The organism is Undibacterium sp. FT79W (assembly GCF_014284215.1).
Taxonomy (GTDB): Bacteria; Pseudomonadota; Gammaproteobacteria; order Burkholderiales; family Burkholderiaceae_D; genus Undibacterium; species Undibacterium aquatile.
Genome location: NZ_JACOGB010000008.1, coordinates 223,983 through 249,235, shown reverse-complemented (window position 1 = coordinate 249,235; position 25,253 = coordinate 223,983). Strand labels below are relative to the sequence as shown.

Here is a 25,253-nt window from a genome sequence, read left to right as displayed (position 1 = left end):
AGTTAAGCCGGACCAATGCCGGAAAATAAGCTGGCTTCTTTTGCCAGATCGGATGACGGACGCACATTGGCTTTTTTCGCCGCCGCAAAATCCAGCATGCGATCAATGCAGACCCGCGCTTTTTGCCCGACCACAGGATCAACATGAATTTCATGATCGCCGTTTTCCAGCACGTGCAGCAAATTGCGCAAGCCGTTCATCGCCATCCACGGGCAGTGCGCACAGCTTTTACATGTCGCACTATTGCCCGCCGTTGGCGCGACGATGAACGTTTTACCAGGTGCAGCCAGCTGCATTTTGTGCAGGATGCCGTTGTCGGTGGCGACAATGAACTCCTGCGCATCCATGGTCTGCGCCGCGTGAATCATTTGCGACGTCGAACCCACCACATCGGCCAGCGCAACGACGGCGGCTGGCGACTCCGGATGCACCAGAATTTTTGCATTCGGATGCTCGGCCTTCAGCAAATCCAGCTCTATACCTTTGAATTCATCATGCACGAGACAGGAACCCTGCCACAACAACATGTCGGCACCAGTTTTTTTCTGGATATAGCTGCCCAGATGTTTGTCCGGCGCCCATAAGATTTTTTTGCCCTGCGCATGCAAATGCGCGACGATATCGAGACCGATACTGGAGGTCACCATCCAATCGGCACGCGCTTTGACAGCGGCACTGGTATTGGCATACACGACCACGGTGCGATCAGGATGCGCATCGCAAAACGCCGCAAACTCATCGGCCGGGCACCCCAGATCGAGCGAGCAGGTCGCATCCAGATCCGGCATCAGTATCGTTTTTTCAGGACTGAGGATTTTGGCTGTTTCGCCCATGAATTTAACACCAGCGACGATCAACGTTTTGGCCGGATGATCCCGCCCGAAACGCGCCATTTCCAGCGAGTCAGACACGCAACCGCCGGTTTCTTCGGCCAGATCCTGCAAGTCTGCATCCACATAGTAATGCGCAACCAGCACCGCCTGCTTTTCTTTCAGCAAGCTGCGGATACGGTTTTTCAGGGCGATTTTTTCTTCCGGTGTCGGCATATCCGGCACTTTGGCCCAGGCATTGGCGACACAACTGCTGCCTTCTTCCATTAAAGGACGTTCAAATTCAACGACTTTGGTAGCTTCCATCATTCTCTGCCTATCGCCGGAAGCGCGCTGGAAGGCGTTCCGGCATCAAAATATACTCCCCGGGGTATATAAAAAGACCCATTGTTTATGCTGACAATAGGCCGATTTTGGCATATACCCCCTGTTTTTTAGGGAAATTGAGGATAAAAAACGCCGGTTGCGCTGTGGGCGAAACCGGCGTTGGGATCACAGCAAAGGCGACAGTATACGCTGTTACCAGATGTTCACGCGTTTCGCACCCTGACGCAATGGCGAACGATCGCCCTTACATTGGAAGGCCTCCGCAAATTCCGGCATGTTTGCCAGCGGCGCAATGACGCGGTATTTGTCTGGCGCATGCGGGTCTGTGGCCAGTTTCATGCGCAACATTTCATCACGAATCAGGCTGCGGAAACTTTGCGCATTCGCAACGAAGAAGCGCTGATCCGGCGTCAGGCCGTCAATTTCTGCGGCCTGTGGTTTGGCCTTCAACGATTGACGTAAGGCTTGTAACGCGATTTTCAAGCCACCCAGATCGGCGATATTTTCACCGGCCGTCAGCTTGCCGTTAATGTGCAGTTGATCGATAGGATTAAATTCATCAAACTGACGCTCAATGGCCTTGGCGCGCAACAGGAATTTTTTCTCATCCTGCGGCGTCCACCAGCTTTTCAGATTTCCCTGTGCGTCGAACTGCCGCCCTTCATCATCAAAACCATGCGTCAGTTCATGCCCTATCGTCGCACCGGTATTACCGTAGTTCGCTGCCGGGTCGGCATTCACATGGTACAGCGGCGGTTGCAGTATCCCGGCCGGGAAGACCATTTCATTCATGGTCGGGTTGTAATAGGCGTTCACCGTTTGCGGCGTCATACCCCATTCATTGCGGTCGATAGGCTTACCTAATTTTGCCAGCACACGCTTAAACTCGAATTCAGAGGCGCGCGCGATATTGTCGGCATACGAGCCCTTGTCGATCTGCAAACCGGAGTAATCGCGCCAGACATCGGGGTAACCGGTTTTCACCATCACCGTATCGAGTTTTTTATACGATTGCTGCTTGGTCACATCGGACATCCACTCCAGCTTACCGATACTGTCGCGCATCGCCGCTTTAATGTTCGCCACCATTTCCTGCACGCCAGCTTTCGCTTCGGGTCCGAAGAACTGAGCCACATACAACTCACCCATGGCCTCACCAGTGTGAGCATCAATGCTTGCCAGCACCCGTTTCCAGCGCGGTTGCAGCTCTTTCGTCCCGGCCAGAGTTTTGCCGTAAAAATCAAAATGCGCATTGACCAGTGCAGAGCTGAGTGCTGATGCCCGCGTGTTCAGCAATTCCCAACGCAAATAGGTTTTCCATTGATCCAGTGGTACGCGATCCAGCAGGCGATCGGCTTCGGCGAAAAATTTAGGATGCGCAATATTGATCTGCCCCGGCTGCGTCAGCCCAACACCCGAAAAATACGTGGCCCACGGCGTGGATTTCGTCAGTTTCTGCAACCCAGCCAAGTCGGACAAATGATAGCTGGCCTGCGGATCACGCAACTCAACCTTGGTCAGAGAAACCTTGGCGAGACGGGTTTCCAGCGCCAGCACATCTGCTGCATTTTTTGCTGCGACCTCAGATGTATCGCCCAGAAAGCCAAACATCTGCGTCATATAAGACAGATATTTAGCGCGAATCTCTTTCGTTTTTGCATCGGTTTTCAGATAGTAATCACGATCCGGCAAGCCCAGACCGCCTTGCATCAGTTGTGGAATATAGCGGTTCGCATTTTTCGCATCCTGATCGATCGTAAAGCCAAATAAGGGATTGATGCCTTGTTTATGCAATACAGCAATCATGGAAATCAACTGCTGCTTATCACCGATAGCGTTAATTTGCGCCAATGTCGCATCCAGTGGACGTACGCCCTCTTTTTCGATTTGCGCTTCATTCATACCGCTGGCGTAAAACGCGCCAACCAGTTGCGCTGCGCGGTTTTGATCGTGACCCGCCGCAGCTGTTTCCGCGATTTTTTTCAAGGCAATCATATTGCGCTCGGTGACCTCATCGTAAGCACTGTAGCGCGAGCGATCAGCAGGAATAGGATTATTTTTCAACCATAGCCCATTCGCATATTCAAAAAATTGTGTGCATGGATCTGCTTTCAAATCCATCGTTGATGATTCAAGTACCAATTGGTTTGAGGTGGCAGTTTGTGCCTGCAACGGTGCAGACATACAGGCAAGACTCACCAGAGTAGCAAGGATGCTGCGTTTGAAGAATTGAGGTGTCGACATAATTTTTCGTTTTATTGAAATATAAGTGAATGTAGTGCCAGCGATTATTTCACCAACACTGGTACGGAGATACCGGAATACTGCCCTGGCGAGCGATAAATGCGTTGCGTCGCTTTTTGGAAATCGTCAGGATTTGCCTTAGGAATATCCATAAATTTTTGTGGATTTAAGTCAATCAACGGGAACCATGAGCTTTGTACCTGCACCATGATCCTGTGCCCACGGCGAAACGTGTGGTTGATATCCGGCATACGATAGCTCACTGTATCAACTTTTCCCGGCGCAAATGGCATAGGTTGTTCAAAACCGTGACGGAACTTTCCACGCAAAGGCTCGCCACGGACTAATTGCTGATAACCGGCCATTTTTATCGCCGGAGGCGGCACATCACTACCTCGATCACGCGGCGCTTGTCGCTCAGGATAATCATCAGGATAAACATCAATCAGCTTCACGACCCAGTCAGCATCGGTACCGGATGTCGAGACAAATAAACGGGGACTGACCGGCCCCGCAATCGTCACATCTTCTTCCAACACATCAGTCTGATACACCAGCACATCGGGGCGGGTAGAAGCAAAACGTTGATCTGACACCATATACTCACGCGGCACACCCGTTGCCACATACGAGATAAACGGCACAGGCTTTTTCGGGTCGCTGATATATTCGTCAAAGGTGTTGAACTCTTCCTGTGGCTCTTTCCAACTCAGCTTCCCATTCGCAGAAAAATACAAAGTACGATTTTGTGCCTGCTGTGGCGGCCAACTGGCGTATTCGCGCCAGATATTCGTTCCGGTTTCAAACACGGTCGCTTCCGCCAGTGCTTTGCCCTTCTCGCCTTTCAGATGCTGCTCAAAAAACGGAAACAGAATATTTTTACGGTAATACTCGCCGGTCTTCACATCAAAGCTGACATTGCCTAATGACTTACCTTCTGCGCCAGCCCATCCGCCATGCGCCCACGGCCCCATCACGACGCCATTAAAACTGCCTTTATTATTCGCTTTGATCGCCTGATAGGTTGTGAACGGGCCTTGCGCATCCTCGGCGTCATACCAACCGCCAACCGTGAGTACCGGCGTTTTAACGTTTTTCAGATGCGCCGCAATATTGCGCGACTTCCAGAAATCATCGTAACTGGTATGGGCAATTGTCGGCATCAGTAATTCGCGCTGTTTGTCGCTGAGTTGTGCCGTGATATTTCCCAGTGTCAGATGTTGCAGAAAATACTGATAACTATCCTGCGTTCCATAGTCAAACTGACTCCAGATTTTTGGCAACCGGGTCGGATTTTTTTCTGCCGTGAAATTGGTATAAAAATCAAAATTTGCCGACAACATAAAGGCGCCACCATGATAAGAATCATCGCCCATATATAAATCTGTCACTGGCGCCTGCGGTGATGCCGCCTTGATTGCTGGATGCGAATCGATGACGCTGGCAGAGGTATAAAAACCGGGATATGAAATACCCCAGATACCAAGCTTACCGTTATTACCCCGTACGTTCTTTAACAGCCATTCGACGGTGTCATACATATCCTGGCTTTCATTGCCTTCGCCGGGAGCACGGTCTGATTTCGCATGGGGCGTCATTTCCTGCCACTTACCTTCCGACATGTAGCGCCCACGCACATCCTGATTCACGAAAATATAGCCGCTGTTTTCAAATTCCTTTGATGGACCGACAGAACGCGGGTAAAAATCCACACCATAATGCGACTCTTCACCATCATGCACGCCGCTACCATAAGGCGTTCTGACCATCAGAAACGGATAAGCTTTAGATGTATCTTTGGGAACATAGACCACGGTAAACAGGTGCACACCATCACGCATAGGAATCAGGTATTCATATTTGGTGTACAGCTCACGCACCGAGGGCTTGCTGTCAGCTTTTTCCGTTGTATCTGCTGCAGCCAGCGCAGAACTAAGCGGATTAAACGCCAGCAGCGACGCACATAACAACGCAGAAAGTTTCAAACGAGTCATCACAGATCCTTTTTCTTATCGGATTTTCACGGAACATCATTTCTTTTGACTGCCATTTACACGCATATTCTGCTATTTCCAATTTAAAAAGCACGCTTCATCGTGCAACATAAGGAAACAATAGATTTTCAGAATACTGCTAATATGCAGTATATGAACATGACAGATCATAGTTATCTGTTACTGAGTGTTTTTTTTGCATTAAGTTTCGGAATTTTACTGAAACAGCCATTTATATGCTGAAGGTTGACATCATGAAGGTATTTAAGCTGCTTTGCGTAACCGGATTTGCTCTTTGTTTTTCCGCCAATGTGCTGGCGCAATCGCACTCCGGCCCGGTCAACTCTGTTCGCCACGGCTACTACGCCGGACGCCCATTCCCCGGATACACTTATCATAGTCCCCGCCCTTATTACGGCAACCACGGCTATTACCGGGGGCATTACTCTTATTTTCCGGAGGTTCTGCTGGGCTCAGTAGTCGTGGGCGCCATGCTCAGTGCACCATCTGTCGTGTATAGCAACCAGACGTACACAACGTATGCGCCCTACCCAGCATACGCAACGACATATAGCACCTACTCCAGTCCAGCGTATATCAGTGAACCTGCGACCAGTTATACCTACTCCGATCCCATCCCAGTAACAAGCAATAACGGCGACTGGCTGTACTGTAATCAGCCAGACGGCTTTTATCCTGCAATTAAAGATTGTCCGGGCGGCTGGAGAAAAGTCCCCGCGCAAGGACGATAACATCGTCATTCATGCTCAATTCCAAGGTGGCGACATCGGTCGCGATATAAATGACGATATAAAAAAAGGACGCCAACCCGGCGTCCTTTTTACATAGCAAACAAGCGCTGACTTACTATTTATTTTTCAAAATTTTCCTGATTGCTGCTGCCAACTCTTCTGCCACAAACTTGGCGACATAGGCATCTGCGCCAACGCTCTTAATGTGCTCTTCGTTCGTGGAACCGGAGAGAGACGAGTGGATAATCACAGGTAAATTCTTATAACGATCATCCTGCTTGATCTTACGTGTCAGGGTAAAGCCATCCATTTCAGGCATCTCCAGATCGGTGAGTATCATCGCCACTTTATCGCTGGCAGGCTTCCCATCCGCAAGAGAGGCTGCCGTCATTGACTGCAATTTATCCCAGGCCTCTTTACCCGTTTTAGTCATGATAAACGGCGCACCTATCGCATTCAGCGCCTGTTCGATCAAGCTGCGAGCCACGCCAGAATCATCCGCCGCCAGAATGACAGCGCCTTCTTTCATCAACAACTTATCGCCAATCGTATCTGGGTCAACATCTTTCGTGTCAGATGGCGTAATCTCACGCAGGATCTGCTCCACATCGAGCACCTGAGCCAGACGGGTATTCTCAACATCGCCGTCAAGACGAGCAATGCTGGTTACCATGCCACCTACAGCACTGTTTTCTGCTGACAGCACCTGACTCCAGTCAAGCCGCACGATTTCCTCAACAGATTCCACTGCGAATCCCTGAGTGGTGCGCGCATATTCAGTAACCAGCATAATATTCAGGCCAGTTTTCGGCGTACATCCGACAACCGCAGGCAAATCAATCACTGGAATTATTTGCCCGCGCAAGTTCACTACACCCAGCATATGGGGAAGAGAGCCGGCAACAGCAGTAATCGCAGGCATCGCAACGATTTCGCGCACTTTAAACACGTTGATACCAAACAATTCAGAGCGATCGCCATTTGTATCACCGCCCAATCTGAACAGCAGCAATTCAAATTTATTCGAACCGGTGAGATTGGTACGCTCGTCCACTTCCTGCTGTACTGTACTCATAAATATTTCCTTCTAAATTAAAGAGAACTGGTTCGATGGTATGTTACCAATTTCAACGGATAAGCCAAACAAATTTATCTTTCAAGACGGGGAATTCACATCTTTTTGCAGTTCCGGAACAAAAATAAGACGATAAAAGCGCAAGTCCCCCGCATCTGCTTTATTTAATAATCCGATAACAAGGAGTGTACGCTTTCCCCGGCAATTTCATACGATTTTGTGCAACAAACGAGCTTAATAAAGCATCCATGGATTCCATGATGGCGGGGTCACCACAGATTTCAAAATTCCCATATTGTTCTATCGCCCTGATTCCCTGATTCTTCACATTACCGGCAACCACCCCGGAAAATGCACGGCGCAGGTTGGCGGCCAGTATGTGCTGCGGCTGATTTTTATGAATTGCCAGATTGCGCATATTTTCATGACTGGGTTCAAATGGTCGCTGAAACTCTTCATCGATCTTCAACATCCAGTTGAAATAATAAGCATCGCCCTTTTGCTTTCTGAATTCCCTGACCTGCTTTATACCCTGTTCAACGGCGCTGGCAACCGCGACGGGATCATTTACAATAATCTGGTAGTGCTGCTGCGCCTGAGGGCCCAAAGTGCTGGCGATAAACTGATCAATCTGATGAAAGTAATCAGCCGCACCATCGGGGCCTGTAAAAATCAGAGGAAACGGAATTCCTTCATTCTCAGGATGCAGCAAAATACCGAGCAAGTAGAGAATCTCTTCAGCCGTGCCAGCGCCACCTGGAAAGACGATGACTGCATGCCCGATACGAACAAAAGCTTCGAGCCGCTTCTCAATATCCGGCAAAATCACCAGATCATTGACGATGGGATTCGGCGCCTCGGCGGCGATAATTCCCGGTTCGGTCAAACCTATGTAGCGGCTATGCGCAATACGTTGCTTCGCATGACCTATCGTCGCCCCCTTCATCGGTCCCTTCATCGCACCTGGGCCGCAACCGGTGCAAATATCCAGGTTACGTAAGCCAAGCTGATAACCGACTTGCTTGGTGTAGTCATACTCATGACCAGAAATAGAGTGACCGCCCCAGCACACCACCAGATTCGGGTTCACCTGAGGGCGTAACAAATTCGCGTTACGCAAAATATGGAACACCGCGTCAGTGATTCCCTCGCTGGAATTCAGATTGAATTTATTTCTGTCTGCAATTCCAGTCGCGGCACTGTTTTCCATTTCTGCATTCATGAACAAAATATCGCGCAATACGGCAAACAGATGCTCTTGAATTCCTTTGATCATGACGCCGTTGACAAAAGCCAGAGCAGGTGCGCCTTTGATATCCAGTTTAATTCCACGCTCACGCTGAACAATGCTGATATCAAAATTCTTATAACGTTCCAGCAATTCCTTGCCATCATCCAGACCGCTGCCGCAATTCAATACCGCTAACGCACAGCTACGAAACACCTGATACAAACCCCCATGGCTGTTATCAAGCAACTTACTGACTTCCGCCTTAGACAATACTTCCATGCGACCTTCCGGTGCAATCTGACTATCAATCACTTCATATTCCATCACTGCTTTTCTCCGCATCAATCAAATTAATTCCGCACATCAAACTCTCGACACAATGTTATTTCCGTACTTTATTTCAGTACTAGCCTTCATACGTTCCCCATTATGCCTCGCAGTAAACCATTTATATCTTGCACATGATTTTAATCATTGAATTTCGACCAGCAACAACTTTACGGAGCTAGCGGAATTTATTTTCATTGCGCACTTGTATATGGGCCACTTGCCATGTATCATTCGCCCTCTTCAGACGCGGGGTGGAGCAGTCTGGCAGCTCGTCGGGCTCATAACCCGAAGGTCGTAGGTTCAAATCCTGCCCCCGCAACCAATCAGCCTATCTCAGACCTGTCGAACCGACAGTTACTCGATTCAATCGAAAAATCCCTGTCCAATCTTAGTCTGAGATATTCGGTACGCAACAGCATTGTTCTGGTGTATCACTTGTTTTTATAAATATCCTATTAAAAAATCAGGGCAGTCATTCGTTTATCAATGCGGCATTCCTTGGTACAGCTGATTATTTTTAAAAAAACTGACGCTACTGATTCAGACGAAGTCCGATGAAAGATTATAAAGATAACGCGACAATGGAATTACCCGGATTTGGTGAGCCTGCGTTTGAGGCTCCGGAGGTCAGAAAGGGAAATACCAAATCCCGACAAGGAAAGAACATCCGGCAGGAACAACTTGATTTGCTTGCGGCGCTGGGCCCGACAGATATCAGCGGACTGCCAGCTTGGGTTAATGATGAAAATACCGATCTGACGGGTCTTCCTATCTGGCGCTGAATACACTCAACGAACCAATGTCTTGATTAACGGCCATTGGCGTCTTGAAATAGGCAGGCGTTCAACAGAACCAGCGACGATCACCTGCCAATTTTCACTTACCTTCTCGTTTTCGCCATCCATATCGACAATGTGAGTCGCGCGCTCGACACCTGCAATCGCTGCTTTCGCAACCAATGCATTTCTATGGATGCGTACAAATTTATCTTTCAACTCTGTTTCTAATGAAGTCAGGGATTCCTCCAGCAAAAATTCCTTTTGCGATGTATATAAAGTCACGTATTTCTGCTCCGCCTTCAAAAATAAAACATCACGAACCGGAACCAGCAAAATACGTCCACGCTCAAGAACAGAAAAATTCTCGCGGCAAACAAGCGCTGATTTCTGCTCAATGGTCGCGCTCGCTGGCACTACTACCGGAAGGCGCTTCGCTACCCGGGTAACTGCATCAGCCAGACGATTCGCTCTCACCGGTTTAAGGAGATAATCTGCTGCTTGCACACCAAAAGCAGGGAATGCAAACTCATCATAGGCTGTAATAAAAATAATCGCCGGCACTCCGGAAACGACTGCGTGATCGCGCAAATACTGCGCCATTTCCATTCCATTCATTTCCGGCATCTGCACGTCCAGCAAAATAATATCCGGCCGCAATTCTGCAATCTTTTCAAGGGCAGACTTTGCATCGGATGCTTCACCGACAAGCTGATGCGGGCATTCAGCCTGTATATCAGACAATAAAGTCGTCAACCGCTCCCTCGCAGGAGCTTCGTCGTCAACAATAAAAATGGTTGGAATACTCATCTTTGTGCCGGGAAATGTAATATCACTTCAAAACTATCATCTGATTTTCTGATACTTAATTGCGCCTCAACGTCATACAATAATTTTAAGCGCTGCCGGATATTGTCGAGCGCCATTTGATTCCCGGAAGATAATCTGGCGTCCCGATGTACAGAATTCCGCACACGGATTTCGATTTTATCCAATCCTTTCTGAATGTCGATGAAAATCGTTGCCACTCCGGAAGATGGCTCGACACCGTAGTGAACCGCATTTTCCAGTATCGGTTGCAGTAACAGCACAGGAATTTGTATCTGGCGCATATCTTCGTCCGTCAACTGCTCTGTGTTCCAGGCTAACTGCAGACGCTCCCCAAGTCGCAAAGACTCAATTGCCAGATATTGTCTGCAAAGATGTAACTCGTCATGCAAACTTGTCATGGTCCGGGTATCGCGCATCAGCACCCGAAACAAATCAGACAAGTCCTCTATCACCGATTCAGCCCGACGCGGATCTTTCCGTATCAGTGACAACGCGGTATTCAAACTGTTAAACAAAAAATGCGGTCGTATCCGCGCCTGTAACGCCTGCAAGCGCGCCTCGCCCAATGCCGGCGAAAAAGCACGGGTACGCAGCTCAAAATACTGTTGCAGACAAAATCCTGAAACAGCAGTGAAAATAAGAATAAAACCCGTGTTCAAACGTGGGAAAGCAAGCAAAAACCATTCAAACTGTCCAAAGAAGGCGAGCAGAAAAATACTGACAGCAGCGGGAATCAATACGCAGGCCAGCCGCTGTAGCCAGACTGGGGAGGCATGTGAATAGGCATAGCGGCGACAAGCACATAACAGGAAAAGCGAAAGCAGACAAATCGCTTCTATCAGCATCGACGCTTCAATGAAATTCTCCAAAACAAGCGCCCAACCATCGCCACGCGAGGCCAATCCCAGCAAAACAACCACACTGACACCCGCCAGCACGCGGAAAATCACGCCGATATTGCAGCAATCGGGAATCACAGGTTCATTCTTTGGGACAGATAAAACAGTCGTCATCGTGGTTTTGCTCGGGGAAAAGTGGTGCGGTGTTTTATAATCGGAGAATATTTATCGCTAACCGCAGCCAAAACGGCAATCAATCCATTATGACATCACAATTCAATAAAAAAAGCGAGGCATGGTCTGCCCGTTTCTCCGAGCCAGTTTCCGATCTCGTCAAGCGCTACACCGCTTCGGTATTTTTTGATAATCGCATGGCGGCGGTGGACATTCAGGGTTCTCTCGCGCATGCGGAAATGCTGAGTGCACAAAATATTATCAGCGCTCAGGATTACGCTGATATTCAACGCGGCATGGCACAAATTCAGTCAGAAATTGAATCGGGCAAATTTGAATGGTTACTGGATCTGGAAGACGTGCATCTGAACATAGAAAAACGCCTGACCGAGCTGGTCGGTGACGCAGGGAAACGACTGCATACCGGACGCTCGCGTAACGACCAGGTCGCGACCGATATCCGCCTTTACATGCGCTCTGCGATTGATAATATCGTCGCCCTGCTGCGCGCCCTGCGCAGCGCATTGATTGATCTGGCAGAAAAAAATGCAGCGACGATTTTGCCGGGCTTTACGCACATGCAAGTCGCACAACCGATCACGTTCGGGCATCACATTCTCGCTTACGTAGAAATGTTCGGACGTGATACCGAGCGCATGCTGGATTGCCGCAAACGCGTCAATCGTCTGCCATTGGGAGCTGCAGCGCTGGCGGGCACCACCTTCCCGATCGACCGCGAACGCGTCGCTAAGACACTGGGCTTTGATGAAGTTTGCTACAACTCCCTGGATGCAGTTTCTGACCGCGACTTCGCGATTGAATTCTGCGCCGCTGCCGCGCTGGTGATGACACATATCTCACGCATGTCTGAAGAACTGGTGATCTGGATGAGCCCACGGGTTGGCTTTATCGATATTGCCGACCGTTTCTGCACCGGCTCATCGATCATGCCGCAAAAGAAAAATCCAGACGTGCCAGAACTTGCCCGTGGCAAGACAGGCCGCGTCAATGGCCATTTGATTGCGCTGTTGACGCTGATGAAGGGTCAGCCGCTGGCTTACAACAAAGACAATCAGGAAGACAAAGAGCCTCTTTTTGATACGGTCGATACCCTGGTCGATACACTGCGCATTTTTGCCGATATGGCGACTGGCATCAGCGTCAAACCTGAAGCCATGCGTGCCGCTGCTTTGCAAGGCTATGCAACTGCAACCGATCTCGCCGATTATCTGGTGAAAAAAGGTTTGCCGTTCCGTGATGCGCATGAAGCTGTTGCACACGCCGTCAAAACTTGCGTGGAAAAAGGCTGCGACCTCAGCGAAATGTCGCTTGAAGAATTACGCGGCTACTCTGCATTGATTGAACAGGATATTTTCCAGGTGCTGACACTGGAAGGTTCTGTTGCTGCACGCGATCACATCGGCGGCACTGCACCAAATCAGGTGCGGGCAGCAATTGCACGTGCACGCCAGTCGCTCGCATAAACTCTCGCATTAACAACAAGCATCAGGTGCAGCCCAAGTCCATCTTAGGGCTGCACCTTCCCACCTCAAGACCCGCTCCCACCCCAGCTCTGCCGATGCTATAAGTAATTCTACTTAAGCAGCGGATATTGCACCGCAACACCATGTTATATTGCCCTTCTGCTTGGCAGCCAATACAATATTTGGCGAAAATAAATATTTATCTAATAAAAATTCTACGGCGATTATTCTGGGCCGCCAGTTAATAGAGACGCATGCTATTTCACGCTATCGGTGACCAGTAAATCCTTTTCATCACATTCTTTCAGGAACCCTTTATGTCACACCAACTAAAACTGATGGTTGCAAGTGCCTTGCTCGGATGGACTGTCATCGGCAATGCCGCCGATATCAAAGTCGGCGTTGCCGAAGCACTGACTGGCCCGGCAGCGAAATACGGCGTAGCAATTAAAAACGGGTTCACTCTGGCAGCCGATGGCATCAACGCAAAAGGTGGCGTCAACGGAAACAAAATCGCTCTGGTTGTGGAAGACGAACAAGGTAAGAAAGAAGAAGCGATCAATGTTTTCAAAAAACTGATCTTCCAGGAAAAAGTTTTACTGGTTTTCGGCCCGACTTTATCCAATTCTGCATTTGCCGCCGATCCTATCGCCAATGCAACTAAAACCGTGGTTTTTGGCACCAGCAATACTGCGGATGGTATTACCAATATGGGTCCTTTCACTTTCCGTAACTCTGTGATGGAAGCCGACGTCTTACCAGTCACCACTCGTGCGGCAGTAAAAAAATTCAATATCAAAAAAGTTGCGGTGTTGTATGGCAATGACGATGCCTTTACGAAGAGCGGCTACGACGTTTTCAAGTCAGCACTCGCAGATCAGAAAATCAGTGTCACCGATACCGAAACCTATGCGAAGGGCGACGTTGATTTCAAGGCGCAACTGACCAAAATCAAAGCGTCGAATCCTGATGCGATTGTTTGCTCCTGCCTGGCAGAAGAGGCCGCCAATATTATTCTGCAAACCCGCTCACTGGGCATGAAACAGCCGTTTATCGGTGGTAATGGATTCAACTCACCTAAGCTGTTTGAAATCGCCAAAGACGCGGCTGACGACACTTTGATGGGTAGCCCATGGTCGATAGAAAATACCTCTGCTACAAACAAAAAATTCATCGCCGATTACAAAGCAAAATTCGGCAATGAACCTGATCAGTTTGCGGCACAGGCTTTTGACGCACTCAATATCGTTGCCGAAGCATTGAAAACAGTAAAACTGACCGGCAGCATCGATAAAGACCGTATCGCCTTGCGCAATGCCCTGCCTGCGATCAAATTTGAAGGTGCTACCGGCAAATTTGCTTTCCGCCGCGCTGCTGCAAAAGATGGACAAGAAGCAGGTTACGATGCGCAGCAAGAAGCCATCGTCAATATTGCTAAGGGCGGTAAATTTATACTGCTGAAGTAAGATTTCATCTTTAAGAAACAGCGGTTCCGCCACTGACAGTGCGAACCGCTGCTGTATTTCTAAGGAATGAATTTTTATTTTTTGTGAGTTTTCATTTTTTCAGCAGATTTTTTCCTGCTTAGCATCTGTGTTTTTTGATCTGAACTTTCTCTCATTTCCATAAAACACTTTTCTGACAAAACTGATACGCAACTCAACAGCGGCAAGAGTTGCAACAGTTTTTCGCCTGGATCATCATGTTTGAACAACAACTTATCAATGCCCTTTCACTCGGTAGCGTGTATGCATTGTTTGCGCTCGGTTTTACTCTCGTCTTTGGCGTGCTGGGCGTCATCAATCTCGCTCATGGCGCGATATTCATGCTGGGCAGCTATGTAGCCTTATTGCTGGTCAATCAATTTCAGATGTCCTTGTGGCTGGCCATGCTGATCGCGATGCTGACCTGCGGCGTGATTGGTGTGATCGTCGATTTCCTTGTACTTCGACCTTTGCGTAAACGGAATGCCCCGCATCTGGCTCCGATGATCGCCACTATCGGCGTCGCCATCATGATTACGAATGTGGCACAGGGTTTCTTTGGCGCAGAAAACAAACGCTTCCCGTTTGGCACGATACCGGAAGAAAGTTTTACTGTCGGTAATCTGCACCTGACCGCCGTGCAGTTAGCCATCGTCCTGATTTCATTTGCGCTGATGGTCGTGCTGCTGATCATTATGCGTCGCACACAACTGGGCAGAGCCTTGCGGGCCATCGCAGAATCACCTAAAGCTGCGTATCTGCTCGGCATTAATGTTGAGGGCCTGTTTCTGTTCACCTCTTTTGCCGCGGCAGCACTCGGCGGTGCAGCAGGTGTGCTGGTCGGCCTGTCTTTCAACGCGATTTCACCATTCATGGGACAACCCATGCTACACAAAGGTATTGCAGTGATTATTCTGGGTGGCATGGGCGATATCCGTGGTGCCCTCATCGGTGGTTTATTTCTTGGCTTTGCCGAAGTCATGAGCGTCGCTTATCTATCCAGTGACTTCCGTGATGCCGTGGCATTTGGTTTATTGTTTGTGATCTTGTTGGTTCGTCCTTCCGGCATGTTTGGCAAGATTTTAGAAAGAAAGGCATAAGATCATGCTCGAATGGTGGGATGGTTTCTGGGCTATTTACAGCACTGTTATTTTTGGTATTGGCATCAACGCGATGCTGGCACTGTCAATTTATCTGACCCTGTCGTGCGGCTTGCTGTCGCTTGCCAACGCAGCGTTCATGGGCATAGGCGCGTATGCCGCGTCGATGATCAGCATGCAGACCGAGCTTGCGTTCCCGGTCGCCTTGCTTGCAGCGGGTGTTGCGCCGGCGCTTGTCGCTCTCGCCGTCGGCATTCCGACCTTGCGTTTGTCGGGTGTTTATCTGGCGATGGCCACTCTTGGTTTCGGCGAAATCGTACGCGTCATCGTTCTGAATATGGAAATCACCGGTGGCCCTATGGGTCTGAACGGCATTCCACTTAAAACAGAGTGGTGGCACATCGTTGTTATTTTAGGCATCACCTTATTTGTGCTGGCAAGATTACGCCGCTCGAAAACCGGACGTGCATTTGAAGCGATTAAGGAAGATGAAATCGCGGCGCGCTTAATGGGTGTCAACGTTGCGGGCTACAAACTGCTGGCGTTTGTGCTCGGCGCAGTGATCGCCGGTGTCGCAGGCGGTCTGAACGCACATTACACCTTCACGATAGGCCCAGGAAATTATGCGTTTGAAAATGCCGTCGAGATTCTCACGATGGCCGTCTTCGGCGGCACCAGCAATCTGATTGGCCCGGTGCTTGGCAGCACCATCCTGACACTACTGCCAGAAGTGATGCGTTCGCTGAAGGACTACCGACTGGCCGCGAATGGCCTGATTCTGATCATCGTGATTCTGTACCTGCCTAAAGGTATCTGGGATCCGGCTAAAATCCGCGCGCTGCGCCGCAAATTCACATCCAGCAAGTCTGAAGAGGTTGCTTAAATGTTGCAGTTACAAGCTATCAGTAAAAATTTCGGCGGCTTGCAGGTCTTGCAGGACGTCAGCTTCACCATGCCTGAAGGCAGTATTTTCGGGTTGATCGGTCCTAACGGTGCAGGCAAAACCACCATCGTGAATCTGATCACAGGTCTGTTACGTCCATCGAGCGGAGAGATACGTTTTAACGATCAGGATCTGAGCGTGGTGGCCTCCCACAAAATTACGCAGCTCGGCATCGCCCGCACATTTCAGAACATCCGCATTTTCAAGGAAATGAGTTTGCTGGAAAACGTCGTCGTTGGCATGCATGAGCACCTGAATTACAGCATCGGCAGCATGTTGTTTAATCTTGCGACGTTTAAAAATGCAGAAGCGAAAGCGCGTGAACGTGCGCATGAATTGCTGACCTGGGTAAGACTCGATCACAAAGCGCACATGCTGGCTGACAATTTATCTTACGGCGAACAACGCAAGCTGGAATTCGCGCGGGCACTCGCGACGCAACCCAAACTATTGCTGCTCGACGAGCCGGTCGCCGGCATGAATCCCGCAGAAAAAACAGAGCTGATGGCAGAGATTAAAAATATCCGCCAACGTGGATTTTCGATTTTTATGATTGAACACGACATGCGCTTTGTAATGGAACTCTGTGATCGCGTCGCGGTACTCAATTTCGGCAAAATCATCGCAGAAGGAACGCCGGATGAAGTGCGCGCCAATCCTGACGTCATCGAAGCCTATCTCGGTAAGGAGGATGCCGCATGAGCACTATATTAAGCATCCAGAACCTCAGCGTATCGTATGGCCACATCCGCGCCGTCAAAAACATACAACTGGAACTGAACGCCGGCGAAATCACTGCCCTCGTCGGTGCCAATGGCGCGGGCAAGAGCACTTCATTACTGGCGGTATCCGGCCTGATCAAAACCAATGCAGGAAAAATCCTGTTTGAGGGCGAAGATCTGACCACACTCTCGCCGCATCAGATCGTGCAGAAAGGCGTGGTGCAAGTGGCCGAGGGGCGCGCCATTCTGACCACATTAACAGTACAGGAAAATCTTGATCTCGGCGCATACACCCGCAAAGATAAAGCGCAGATCAGTCAGGATCTGGACTACGTATTCCACCTGTTTCCGGTGCTGAAAAACCGCGCTTCCGGACTCGCAGGTAACTTATCAGGTGGCGAACAACAAATGCTGGCGATTGGCCGCGCCCTCATGGCAAAACCCAAAGTGCTGCTGCTGGATGAACCATCCATGGGTCTGGCGCCGTTGATGGTGCAGGAAATTTTCCGCGTGCTGAAAGAGATCAACCAGACCGGGCTGACGATTTTGCTGGTGGAACAAAACGTCAGGCAAGCTCTGAAAATCGCCCAACGCGGTTACGTTCTTGAAAACGGCGAAATTGTGTTGCAAGACAGCGGTCAGAATCTGCTGAACAACCCAAGAGTGATCGAAGCTTACTTAGGCGCTTAACTTTCGCTGGCAACATCCGGGCTACACAGAAAATATTCTCAGCATAAAAAAACGACCATCTGTGATGGTCGTTTTTATTTGAACAGTCAGTAAATGATCAGTTACCTGCAACCGTCATGCTCCCTATCAGTATCGAGCCGGTCTGCTTGGTGCCGCGTACCAGTGTATCCGCGCCAACCGCGACGATTTGCGTGAACATGTCGCGCATATTGCCAGCGATGGTGATCTCTTCGACCGGATATTGAATCACACCATTTTCCACCCAATAGCCAGAAGCACCGCGCGAGTAGTCACCCGTCACGTAATTCACGCCCTGCCCCATCAGCTCGGTCACCAGTAAGCCAGTACCCATTTTTTTGAGCATGGCGGCAAAATGATCACTCTTTTTTGTATTGGATGACAGCAAACTCAGATTATGCGAGCCGCCCGCATTGCCGGTTGTTTGCATCCCCAGCTTACGCGCCGAATAGGTGGACAGGAAATAACCCTGCAACACGCCATTGCTGACCACATCGCGGCGCTGGGTGCGGACACCTTCATCATCAAATGGCGATGAACCTACCGCGCCCGGCACATGCGGATCTTCGACGACCTGAATATGTTCAGGAAAAATCTGCGTTCCCAGCGAATCCAGCAAAAATGAAGATTTACGATATAAGGCACCACCGGAAACCGCCTGCACAAACGATCCCAGCAAGCCTGCAGCCAATGGTGCCTCAAACAGAACCGGGCATTTACGCGTCGTCAGTTTGCGTGCATTCAGACGCGCCAGCGCGCGTTCAGCGGCATAACGACCGATGGCCTCAGGCTGAGCAAGTTTCTTCGGATTGCGTTGCGATGAATACCAGTCGTCACGCTGCATCTTGGCACCCTTACCTGCAATCGGTGCTACAGCGATCGTATGACGGGACAGCGGGTAACCACCAATAAAGCCACGCGAGTTCGCAGAAACGAAATGCGATTGCTGCACATGGACGCTGGCACCTTCACTATTCGTAATCCGTTTATCGACGGCAAACGCCGCCGCTTCGGTGCGCTTGGCGATATCGATCGCTTCTTCTGCGCTGATATGCCACGGATAGCACAGCTTCAGATCACGCGGCGCCATTTCAAACAGTTCCGCATCAGCCAGACCAGCGCAATCGTCTTCTGCCGTAAACCTGGCAATATTGTAAGCCGCGTCCACCGTGTCTCTCAGCGCCTGACGGGAAAAATCAGATGTGCTGGCATTACCGCGTTTTTGTCCGATATAAACAGTAATACCAATACCTTTATCGCGGTTCTGCTCTATCGTTTCCACCTTGCCTTTGCGCACGCTGATCGATAAACCTTCACCTTCGCTGATTTCGACAGCCGCATCGGAAGCGCCTTTTTCTTTAGCAAAAAGCAACATATCCTGCGCAATTTGTTTCAGTTGATCTTGGGAATGGGTAAAAACTGGCTTGCTCATAGATGAGGTTTCTTTGGAGACGGAACTAAAACGGTTATCATATCAGCCGTTTCATTAAGTTTATAGTAAAGGCGCAGAATTATGCCAAATCCAAACCGGGGCTCATGTGGCTACCAATCGAGCGAATTTGAAGAGGAATACGAACGCCCTTCAAAATCTCAGCTCAAACGTGAAATGACCGCATTGCAAAAACTGGGACAAGAACTGGTCGAACAGGCGCGTGACCGCGTCAAACGCGTTCCTATGCCAGAAGATGTGCGCGACGCGATTCTCGCATGTCAGCAAATCACGAACCATGAAGGTCGTCGTCGTCAGATGCAATTTGTCGGCAAAAAAATGCGTACGCTGGATGAGGCGGAAGTTGCCCTGATCCAGAAAACCATCGACAGCTGGAAAGGTGCGTCGAAAGCAGAAACCGCCGCGATGCATGCGATGGAACGTCGTCGCGATAAACTGCTGACGGACGACAATGCGCTGACAGAGTTACTGTCTGAACATCCGCATCTCGATGTGCAGCAATTGCGCACCCTGATCCGCAACGCGCGTAAGGAACAGGCAGAAAACAAACCACCAAAAGCCTACCGCGAGATTTTCCAGATTCTGAAGCAATTGCAAAAAGCGCCTGCGGGCGGTGACGCATTGGATGATGAGGATGCAGAAGATCAAGAGGATGAGGACAATGAGTAATACGGATACAGCCGACCGCGCATTGCGCATAGGCCTGGTCTCCATCTCTGACCGCGCATCAGCTGGTGTCTATCAGGATCAGGGTTTGCCCGCGTTGCAGGAATGGTTCAGCACTGCCATGGCGAGCAATTGGGTGATGGAAACCCGCCTGATTCCCGATGAACGTCAGGCGATAGAACAAGCGCTGACTGAACTGGTGGACGTGGCACGCTGCGATCTGGTGATTACTACTGGCGGCACCGGCCCTGCTCGGCGCGATGTGACGCCGGAAGCCACGCTGGCGGTCGCCACCAAAGAGATGCCGGGATTCGGCGAGCAGATGCGTCAGATCAGCCTGCAATTTGTGCCAACCGCGATCTTGTCGCGGCAAGTGGCTGTGATACGTGAAACCGCTGATCATGCCGCATTGATTCTGAATTTGCCGGGGCAACCGAAGTCGATTAAAGAAACGCTGGAAGGTTTGAAAGATGCGGATGGCAAACAAATTGTCTCTGGCATTTTCGCAGCGATTCCTTATTGCATCGACCTGATCGGCGGGCCTTACATAGAAACGCACGAATCCGTGTGCAAAGTCTTCCGCCCTAAATCGGCGTTACGACAAAAATCCTGATTGCCTCCGTTAAATCGGGTCGCCAGCAATGTACGCAGACAGATGAACAAAGCAGATTTTCCGCCATCAGCAAGACGATTATGGATCACTGCTTTGCTCGGCACCTCAGCGCTGGGCCTGCTCAATAACGTCTTTGGGGTAACTGTGAACGCGGTGACTGCAGTCACACTCAAGAAACAACAGAAATCATCCGACATCCGCAATTCCCCTTCAACCAAGAAAAATACTCCGTCAGCCATGAGCAATTACCTCGACACCGTAGAAATTGAAAGCGCCACCAATCCCAGCGTCGCCATTATCTGGATGCATGGTCTGGGCGCAGATGCCAATGATTTCGTTCCTATCGTTCAGGAACTCAATCTGAGCGGCTTACCCGGCATACGCTTCGTGTTCCCGAACGCGCCAACGATGCCGGTGACGATCAACAATGGCTACGTGATGCGCGCCTGGTATGACATTCTGGGCACCGACATCGCCCGCCGCGAAGATGAAAAAGGCTTACGCGCATCGCAAGTGGAAATTGAAAAACTGATCGCGCGCGAAGTCGCACGCGGCATTCCGGCTAATAAAATTTTCCTCGCGGGCTTCTCGCAAGGTTGCGCGATGACCTTGCAAACCGGCTTACGCTATCCACAAAAACTGGCAGGCTTGCTGTGTTTATCCGGCTATGTGCCATTGCGTGATGTGGTTGCTACCGAACGCAGTGCGGCGAATCAGGAGACACCGGTGTTTCTGGTGCATGGCCGCGCCGATCCAGTAATTCAGATTCAACGCGCAGAGCAATCGCGCGATTTGCTGAAAGAGCTCGGTTATCAGATCGAATGGCATGAATATATGATGCCGCATTCAGTCTGCGCCGAAGAAATCCGCGATATCGGGCTGTGGTTGCGCAAGGTGTTGGCAGCGTAAATTTGCGTTTGTTGCCCGTTGCAAGAGGCAAAAACGCCTTAAATATACTCCCCCCAGTATTTTAAAACGTCCTTATTTTCTGCCGAGAATAAGGCGTTTTTTGCATATACTCCCCGTTTTTCGTCATTTCTTTATAAAATCAAAGCGCAAAACTGAGGCTTGCCTGAGTTCAGCAGCAATGGCGATCAGCGCATCAGAACGACCGCACCATGCCCACATTCACTGATTGCGATGTATAGTACGCGCACATCCTGAGCAGCAAAAAAGTATGACAAAAGGAAAAGCGTCGACCCTCTTTTTTTACATATCGATATACGCAAAAAATGTAAGGAAGCACGCTTGATAAAGATCAATCACGCGGCATCACCTGACTCGTAGTATCCATACACCCAACTTCTGAGAGACCATCATGGCACTTTATTTGAACAACGCAGATTCCATCGGACGCACACCATTGATTCGCCTCAACCGCATCACCGCCGGTGCAGGCGCAACGGTGCTGGTGAAAGTCGAAGGCCGCAATCCCGCCTACTCCGTCAAATGCCGTATCGGCGCGGCGATGATCGCTGACGCCGAAGAACGCGGATTGCTTGGCGCTGGCAAAGAACTGATAGAACCCACCAGCGGCAACACCGGTATCGCGCTCGCTTTCGTCGCAGCAGCCAAAGGCATACCGCTGACATTGACGATGCCGGAAACCATGAGCATAGAACGCCGGAAATTACTCGCTGCCTTCGGCGCGAAGCTGGTACTGACCGAAGGGCCTAAAGGCATGAATGGCGCGATCGCCAAAGCCGAAGAAATCCGCGCCAGCGACCCGGATCGTTATGTCTTGTTGCAGCAGTTTAAAAATCCGGCGAATCCGGCAGTACATGAACGCACGACAGGTCCGGAAATCTGGGAAGACACCAAGGGCAACATCGATATTTTTGTCGCTGGCGTCGGCACCGGCGGCACCATTACCGGCGTTTCCCGTTACCTGAAAAAGACGCAGGGAAAAGCACTGCATACCGTTGCGGTAGAGCCGACTTCCAGCCCGATACTGACGCAGCAACGCGCTGGCCTGCCTTTGCAACCGGGACCACATAAAATCCAGGGTATAGGCGCTGGCTTTGTGCCTGATGTGCTGGATTTATCGCTGATCGATCAGGTGGAACAAGTCAGCAATGAAGATGCGGTGCTGTTCGCGCAGCGACTCGCCAAAGAAGAAGGCATACTGGCCGGCATCTCGTGCGGCGCAGCGGTCGCGGCAGCAACCCGACTCGCATTTTTGCCTGAAAATGCAGGCAAAACCATCGTCGCGATTTTGCCTGATTCCGGTGAGCGTTATTTAAGCTCCGTCCTGTTTGATGGCTATTTTGACGCGGCTGGCGTAGCACCTGCTTAATTACTTCACAGCCTTTCATTTCAGATGGTATCGCTCTTCAATACCGGCACCATCTGAAAAGGCGGCGACACGCGAAAGTCTGATCAGGAATTTTCCTGCATTCATTCGGACAAGGTTAACAAATTCTTTCATAAAGATATGCAACCAGCAGAAATGAAAGCAGCGCTGGAAACAGATGGATTCCTGATACTTCGCCAGTTTCTTACTCCTGAACAGCTTGACGCGCTGCGTGATGCCTGCCACCCGGTTCAGGAGCAATATGGTGTCAGACAAGTATTGCAGCATTGCCCCGATATTCTGAAGGCGCTCCCCACATCTCATATCGCCAACATACTGAACAATGTCGGGTTATCAGGCGCGACAACGGTGCGGAGTATATTCTTTAACAAAAATGCGTCCCACAACTGGCTCGTTCCCTGGCATCAGGATAAAACCATTTGCGTCAACACCGCTGCCGGAATCGCAGGCTACGAAAAGTGGACAATGAAAAATGGGATTGTGCATGTTGAACCACCAGCCAGCATTCTGGAAAACATGCTGACATGGCGTTTTGCGCTGGATGATACGCCACCACAAAATGGCGCATTAAAACTGATACCAGGTAGCCACCGCCACGGCAAACTGACATCAGATGAACTTAACATCGTGACCGCAGCACAGCTTGCTTATTGCTGCGAACTCAAGGCCGGCGACGTTTTACTGATGCGGCCTCTGATAGTACATGCATCCGAAAAATCGCAGGAATGCAGCCAACGCCGGGTTTTACACCTTGAAATGATCAATGCGGAACTACCCGCACCGTTACAGTGGGCTGAACGGCTGTCACCAGCGCATTAGTAGCGCACGCATCAGATCAACCAAAATCCTTCAGCATTTCCAGATCGATCTGCACCGAGGCATCGCCTGCGGACATCCAGATTTGCCCGTCCTGTATTGTGCATTGCAATTGCATAGAACGTTGTGCGAGTTTTTCCAGCGCCTGACTTTGTGCCGACGGCACATTCATCACCTTCAGATTTTTTGCGCGATCGAGGCGGCTGTTCATCTGCTTCCACCAGATATCGCTGGCACTGGCAAAGCTGTAGACGATCACTTTCTCTGAGCGCCCGCAGGCTTTCAACAAACGGCGGTCATCGGGTTGACCAACTTCCACCCACAGTTGTATCGCGTCGGTATAGTCTTTTTCCCACAGATCCGGCTCTTCCGTATCGGAAATGCCTTTGCCGAATTCCAGACGCTCAGCGGCGTGAATGGCAAATGCCAGCACGCGTATCATCATGCGTTCATCGGTTTCCGATGGATGGCGGGCAATCGTTAAACTATGGTCGGCGTAATAGCCGCGATCCATATCAGAGATATTCAGATCGGCTTTATAGATAATCGATTTCAAGGCCATTATTTGAACACCACTGTTTTGTGACCATTCAGCAAAATACGGTGTTCAACAAACCATTTGACGGCACGTGCCAGCACCACGCATTCAACATCACGACCAATGGCTGTCAGTGTTTCCGGCTCCATCGCATGATCAACGCGCTCAACATCCTGCTCAATAATCGGGCCTTCATCCAGATCGCCAGTAACAAAGTGCGCAGTCGCACCGATCAGTTTCACACCGCGTTCATGCGCCTGATAATAGGGTTTCGCGCCTTTAAAGCTAGGCAGAAACGAATGATGAATATTGATCGCTTTGCCTTTGAGTGCATCACACATCTGCGGCGATAAAATCTGCATATAGCGCGCCAGCACCACCAGATCAGCCTGATTAGCGGCGACGATTTCCAATACTTTTTCTTCCTGCGCACGCTTGGCCTCAGCCGACGCACCTGCAGCCAGTGGCAAATGGTGGAAAGGAATATTGTAGCTGGCCGCAAGCTGATAAAAATCGGTGTGATTAGAAACGATGGCTTTAATTTCCACCGGCAATAAACCGCTCTTGTAGCGGAACAGCAAATCATTCAGGCAATGACCGATTTTTGAAACCATCAGTATCACGGCTGGTTTGTGGTGCGCGTCATTGAGCTTCCAGCTCATTTGCATGCCGTGAGCAAGTTCCGCAAATTCTTCGCGTAATGCTGTCTCTTTGACGCCAGCATCTTCAACAGCGAAATGCACACGCATAAAAAACGTGGCGGATTGTTCATCACCAAACTGCGCAGAATCGATGATATTGCAGCCATGATTGGCTAAAAATCCTGAAACGCTGTGTACGATACCGCGTTGATCAGGACAAGAAAGGGTGAGAATATATTCTGGTCGTATGGTCATCATGTTATTTTTTCGCCCGAATACACATGACATTCGGGGGTGAGGCAAATTTAATTTGGAATAATCTGCAATTTTAAAGCAAAACAAAGCTACAGGACTTACGCAAAACCGCCCCG

At 50.0% G+C, this 25,253-nt stretch carries 23 protein-coding genes and 1 tRNA gene; 14 read left to right on the top strand and 10 right to left on the bottom strand.

What is annotated here, in order from left to right:
* Positions 1-2: 2 nt before the first annotated feature.
* From nadA to H8K38_RS15945, 3 genes are all read right to left on the bottom strand, one after another.
* Positions 3-1,139 (bottom strand): quinolinate synthase NadA, encoded by a 1,137-nt coding sequence (nadA, locus tag H8K38_RS15955; RefSeq protein ID WP_370587108.1) that lies wholly within the window; start codon positions 1,137-1,139, stop codon positions 3-5.
* A 210-nt stretch (positions 1,140-1,349) separates the two neighbouring features.
* Positions 1,350-3,401, bottom strand: coding sequence for a M13 family metallopeptidase (locus tag H8K38_RS15950; RefSeq protein ID WP_186885830.1), 2,052 nt, complete (start codon positions 3,399-3,401; stop codon positions 1,350-1,352).
* A gap of 44 nt (positions 3,402-3,445) precedes the next feature.
* Complete coding sequence (locus tag H8K38_RS15945) at positions 3,446-5,395, bottom strand: CocE/NonD family hydrolase (RefSeq protein ID WP_186885829.1); 1,950 nt, start codon at positions 5,393-5,395, stop codon at positions 3,446-3,448.
* 254 nt (positions 5,396-5,649) lie between these two features.
* On the opposite strand from H8K38_RS15945, the gene H8K38_RS15940 reads away from it, so the two are divergent.
* Positions 5,650-6,147 carry a hypothetical protein gene (locus H8K38_RS15940; protein ID WP_186885828.1) on the top strand — a complete coding sequence of 166 codons (498 nt, stop codon included), beginning with the start codon at positions 5,650-5,652 and terminating at the stop codon, positions 6,145-6,147.
* Positions 6,148-6,262: 115 nt separating this feature from the next.
* Here H8K38_RS15940 and H8K38_RS15935 read toward each other — a convergent pair whose 3' ends face one another.
* Positions 6,263-7,222, bottom strand: coding sequence for a chemotaxis protein (locus tag H8K38_RS15935; RefSeq protein ID WP_186885827.1), 960 nt, complete (start codon positions 7,220-7,222; stop codon positions 6,263-6,265).
* A gap of 160 nt (positions 7,223-7,382) precedes the next feature.
* Entirely contained in the window at positions 7,383-8,777 is a 1,395-nt protein-coding gene (gene ppnN / locus H8K38_RS15930) for a nucleotide 5'-monophosphate nucleosidase PpnN (protein ID WP_222610887.1), read from the bottom strand.
* A gap of 251 nt (positions 8,778-9,028) precedes the next feature.
* On the opposite strand from ppnN, the gene H8K38_RS15925 reads away from it, so the two are divergent.
* Both H8K38_RS15925 and H8K38_RS15920 read left to right on the top strand, forming a co-directional pair.
* A tRNA-Met gene (locus tag H8K38_RS15925) sits at positions 9,029-9,105 on the top strand.
* 232 nt (positions 9,106-9,337) lie between these two features.
* Entirely contained in the window at positions 9,338-9,565 is a 228-nt protein-coding gene (locus H8K38_RS15920; RefSeq protein WP_186885826.1) for a hypothetical protein, read from the top strand.
* A gap of 6 nt (positions 9,566-9,571) precedes the next feature.
* Here the strand turns inward: H8K38_RS15920 and H8K38_RS15915 are convergent, their stop codons facing one another.
* Positions 9,572-10,369 (bottom strand): LytTR family DNA-binding domain-containing protein, encoded by a 798-nt coding sequence (locus tag H8K38_RS15915; protein WP_186885825.1) that lies wholly within the window; start codon positions 10,367-10,369, stop codon positions 9,572-9,574.
* Entirely contained in the window at positions 10,366-11,403 is a 1,038-nt protein-coding gene (locus tag H8K38_RS15910; RefSeq protein WP_186885824.1) for a sensor histidine kinase, read from the bottom strand. Before H8K38_RS15910 ends, H8K38_RS15915 begins: the two co-directional genes overlap by 4 nt.
* A gap of 89 nt (positions 11,404-11,492) precedes the next feature.
* Between H8K38_RS15910 and argH the strand changes: the two genes are divergently transcribed.
* The 6 genes from argH to H8K38_RS15880 all read left to right on the top strand — a co-directional run bounded on the left by argH (position 11,493) and on the right by H8K38_RS15880 (position 17,826).
* Positions 11,493-12,887 (top strand): argininosuccinate lyase, encoded by a 1,395-nt coding sequence (argH, locus tag H8K38_RS15905; RefSeq protein ID WP_186885823.1) that lies wholly within the window; start codon positions 11,493-11,495, stop codon positions 12,885-12,887.
* Between the two features lie 338 nt (positions 12,888-13,225).
* Positions 13,226-14,353, top strand: a complete 1,128-nt coding sequence (locus H8K38_RS15900) for an ABC transporter substrate-binding protein (RefSeq protein ID WP_255423032.1) — start codon at positions 13,226-13,228, stop codon at positions 14,351-14,353.
* A gap of 236 nt (positions 14,354-14,589) precedes the next feature.
* A complete protein-coding gene (locus tag H8K38_RS15895; protein WP_186885821.1) occupies positions 14,590-15,471 on the top strand; it encodes a branched-chain amino acid ABC transporter permease in 882 nt (293 codons plus the stop codon).
* Positions 15,472-15,475: 4 nt separating this feature from the next.
* Positions 15,476-16,354 carry a branched-chain amino acid ABC transporter permease gene (locus H8K38_RS15890; protein WP_186885820.1) on the top strand — a complete coding sequence of 293 codons (879 nt, stop codon included), beginning with the start codon at positions 15,476-15,478 and terminating at the stop codon, positions 16,352-16,354.
* Complete coding sequence (locus tag H8K38_RS15885) at positions 16,355-17,116, top strand: ABC transporter ATP-binding protein (RefSeq protein WP_186885819.1); 762 nt, start codon at positions 16,355-16,357, stop codon at positions 17,114-17,116.
* On the top strand, positions 17,113-17,826 hold the full coding sequence (locus H8K38_RS15880; RefSeq protein WP_186885818.1) for an ABC transporter ATP-binding protein: 714 nt from the start codon (positions 17,113-17,115) through the stop codon (positions 17,824-17,826). The genes H8K38_RS15885 and H8K38_RS15880 overlap by 4 nt, the downstream gene beginning before the upstream one ends.
* A 97-nt stretch (positions 17,827-17,923) precedes the next feature.
* Here H8K38_RS15880 and pmbA read toward each other — a convergent pair whose 3' ends face one another.
* Positions 17,924-19,276 (bottom strand): metalloprotease PmbA, encoded by a 1,353-nt coding sequence (gene pmbA / locus H8K38_RS15875; RefSeq protein WP_186885817.1) that lies wholly within the window; start codon positions 19,274-19,276, stop codon positions 17,924-17,926.
* 81 nt (positions 19,277-19,357) lie between these two features.
* On the opposite strand from pmbA, the gene yjgA reads away from it, so the two are divergent.
* From yjgA to H8K38_RS15850, 5 genes are all read left to right on the top strand, one after another.
* The gene (gene yjgA / locus H8K38_RS15870; protein WP_186885816.1) at positions 19,358-19,963 is read left to right on the top strand and encodes a ribosome biogenesis factor YjgA; all 606 of its coding nucleotides are present in this window, start codon (positions 19,358-19,360) and stop codon (positions 19,961-19,963) included.
* Positions 19,947-20,573, top strand: a complete 627-nt coding sequence (gene mog, locus H8K38_RS15865) for a molybdopterin adenylyltransferase (RefSeq protein WP_186885815.1) — start codon at positions 19,947-19,949, stop codon at positions 20,571-20,573. Before yjgA ends, mog begins: the two co-directional genes overlap by 17 nt.
* Before the next feature lie 237 nt (positions 20,574-20,810).
* Positions 20,811-21,482, top strand: coding sequence for an alpha/beta hydrolase (locus H8K38_RS15860; RefSeq protein ID WP_186885892.1), 672 nt, complete (start codon positions 20,811-20,813; stop codon positions 21,480-21,482).
* 409 nt (positions 21,483-21,891) lie between these two features.
* Positions 21,892-22,869 carry a cysteine synthase A gene (gene cysK / locus H8K38_RS15855; RefSeq protein ID WP_186885814.1) on the top strand — a complete coding sequence of 326 codons (978 nt, stop codon included), beginning with the start codon at positions 21,892-21,894 and terminating at the stop codon, positions 22,867-22,869.
* 138 nt (positions 22,870-23,007) lie between these two features.
* On the top strand, positions 23,008-23,706 hold the full coding sequence (locus H8K38_RS15850; protein WP_186885813.1) for a phytanoyl-CoA dioxygenase family protein: 699 nt from the start codon (positions 23,008-23,010) through the stop codon (positions 23,704-23,706).
* Positions 23,707-23,722: 16 nt separating this feature from the next.
* Here H8K38_RS15850 and H8K38_RS15845 read toward each other — a convergent pair whose 3' ends face one another.
* Positions 23,723-24,265, bottom strand: coding sequence for a YaeQ family protein (locus H8K38_RS15845; RefSeq protein ID WP_186885812.1), 543 nt, complete (start codon positions 24,263-24,265; stop codon positions 23,723-23,725).
* Positions 24,265-25,140: a formyltetrahydrofolate deformylase gene (gene purU / locus H8K38_RS15840; protein ID WP_370587107.1), complete on the bottom strand. Its 876-nt coding sequence runs from the start codon at positions 25,138-25,140 to the stop codon at positions 24,265-24,267. The genes H8K38_RS15845 and purU overlap by 1 nt, the downstream gene beginning before the upstream one ends.
* Positions 25,141-25,253: the final 113 nt, after the last annotated feature.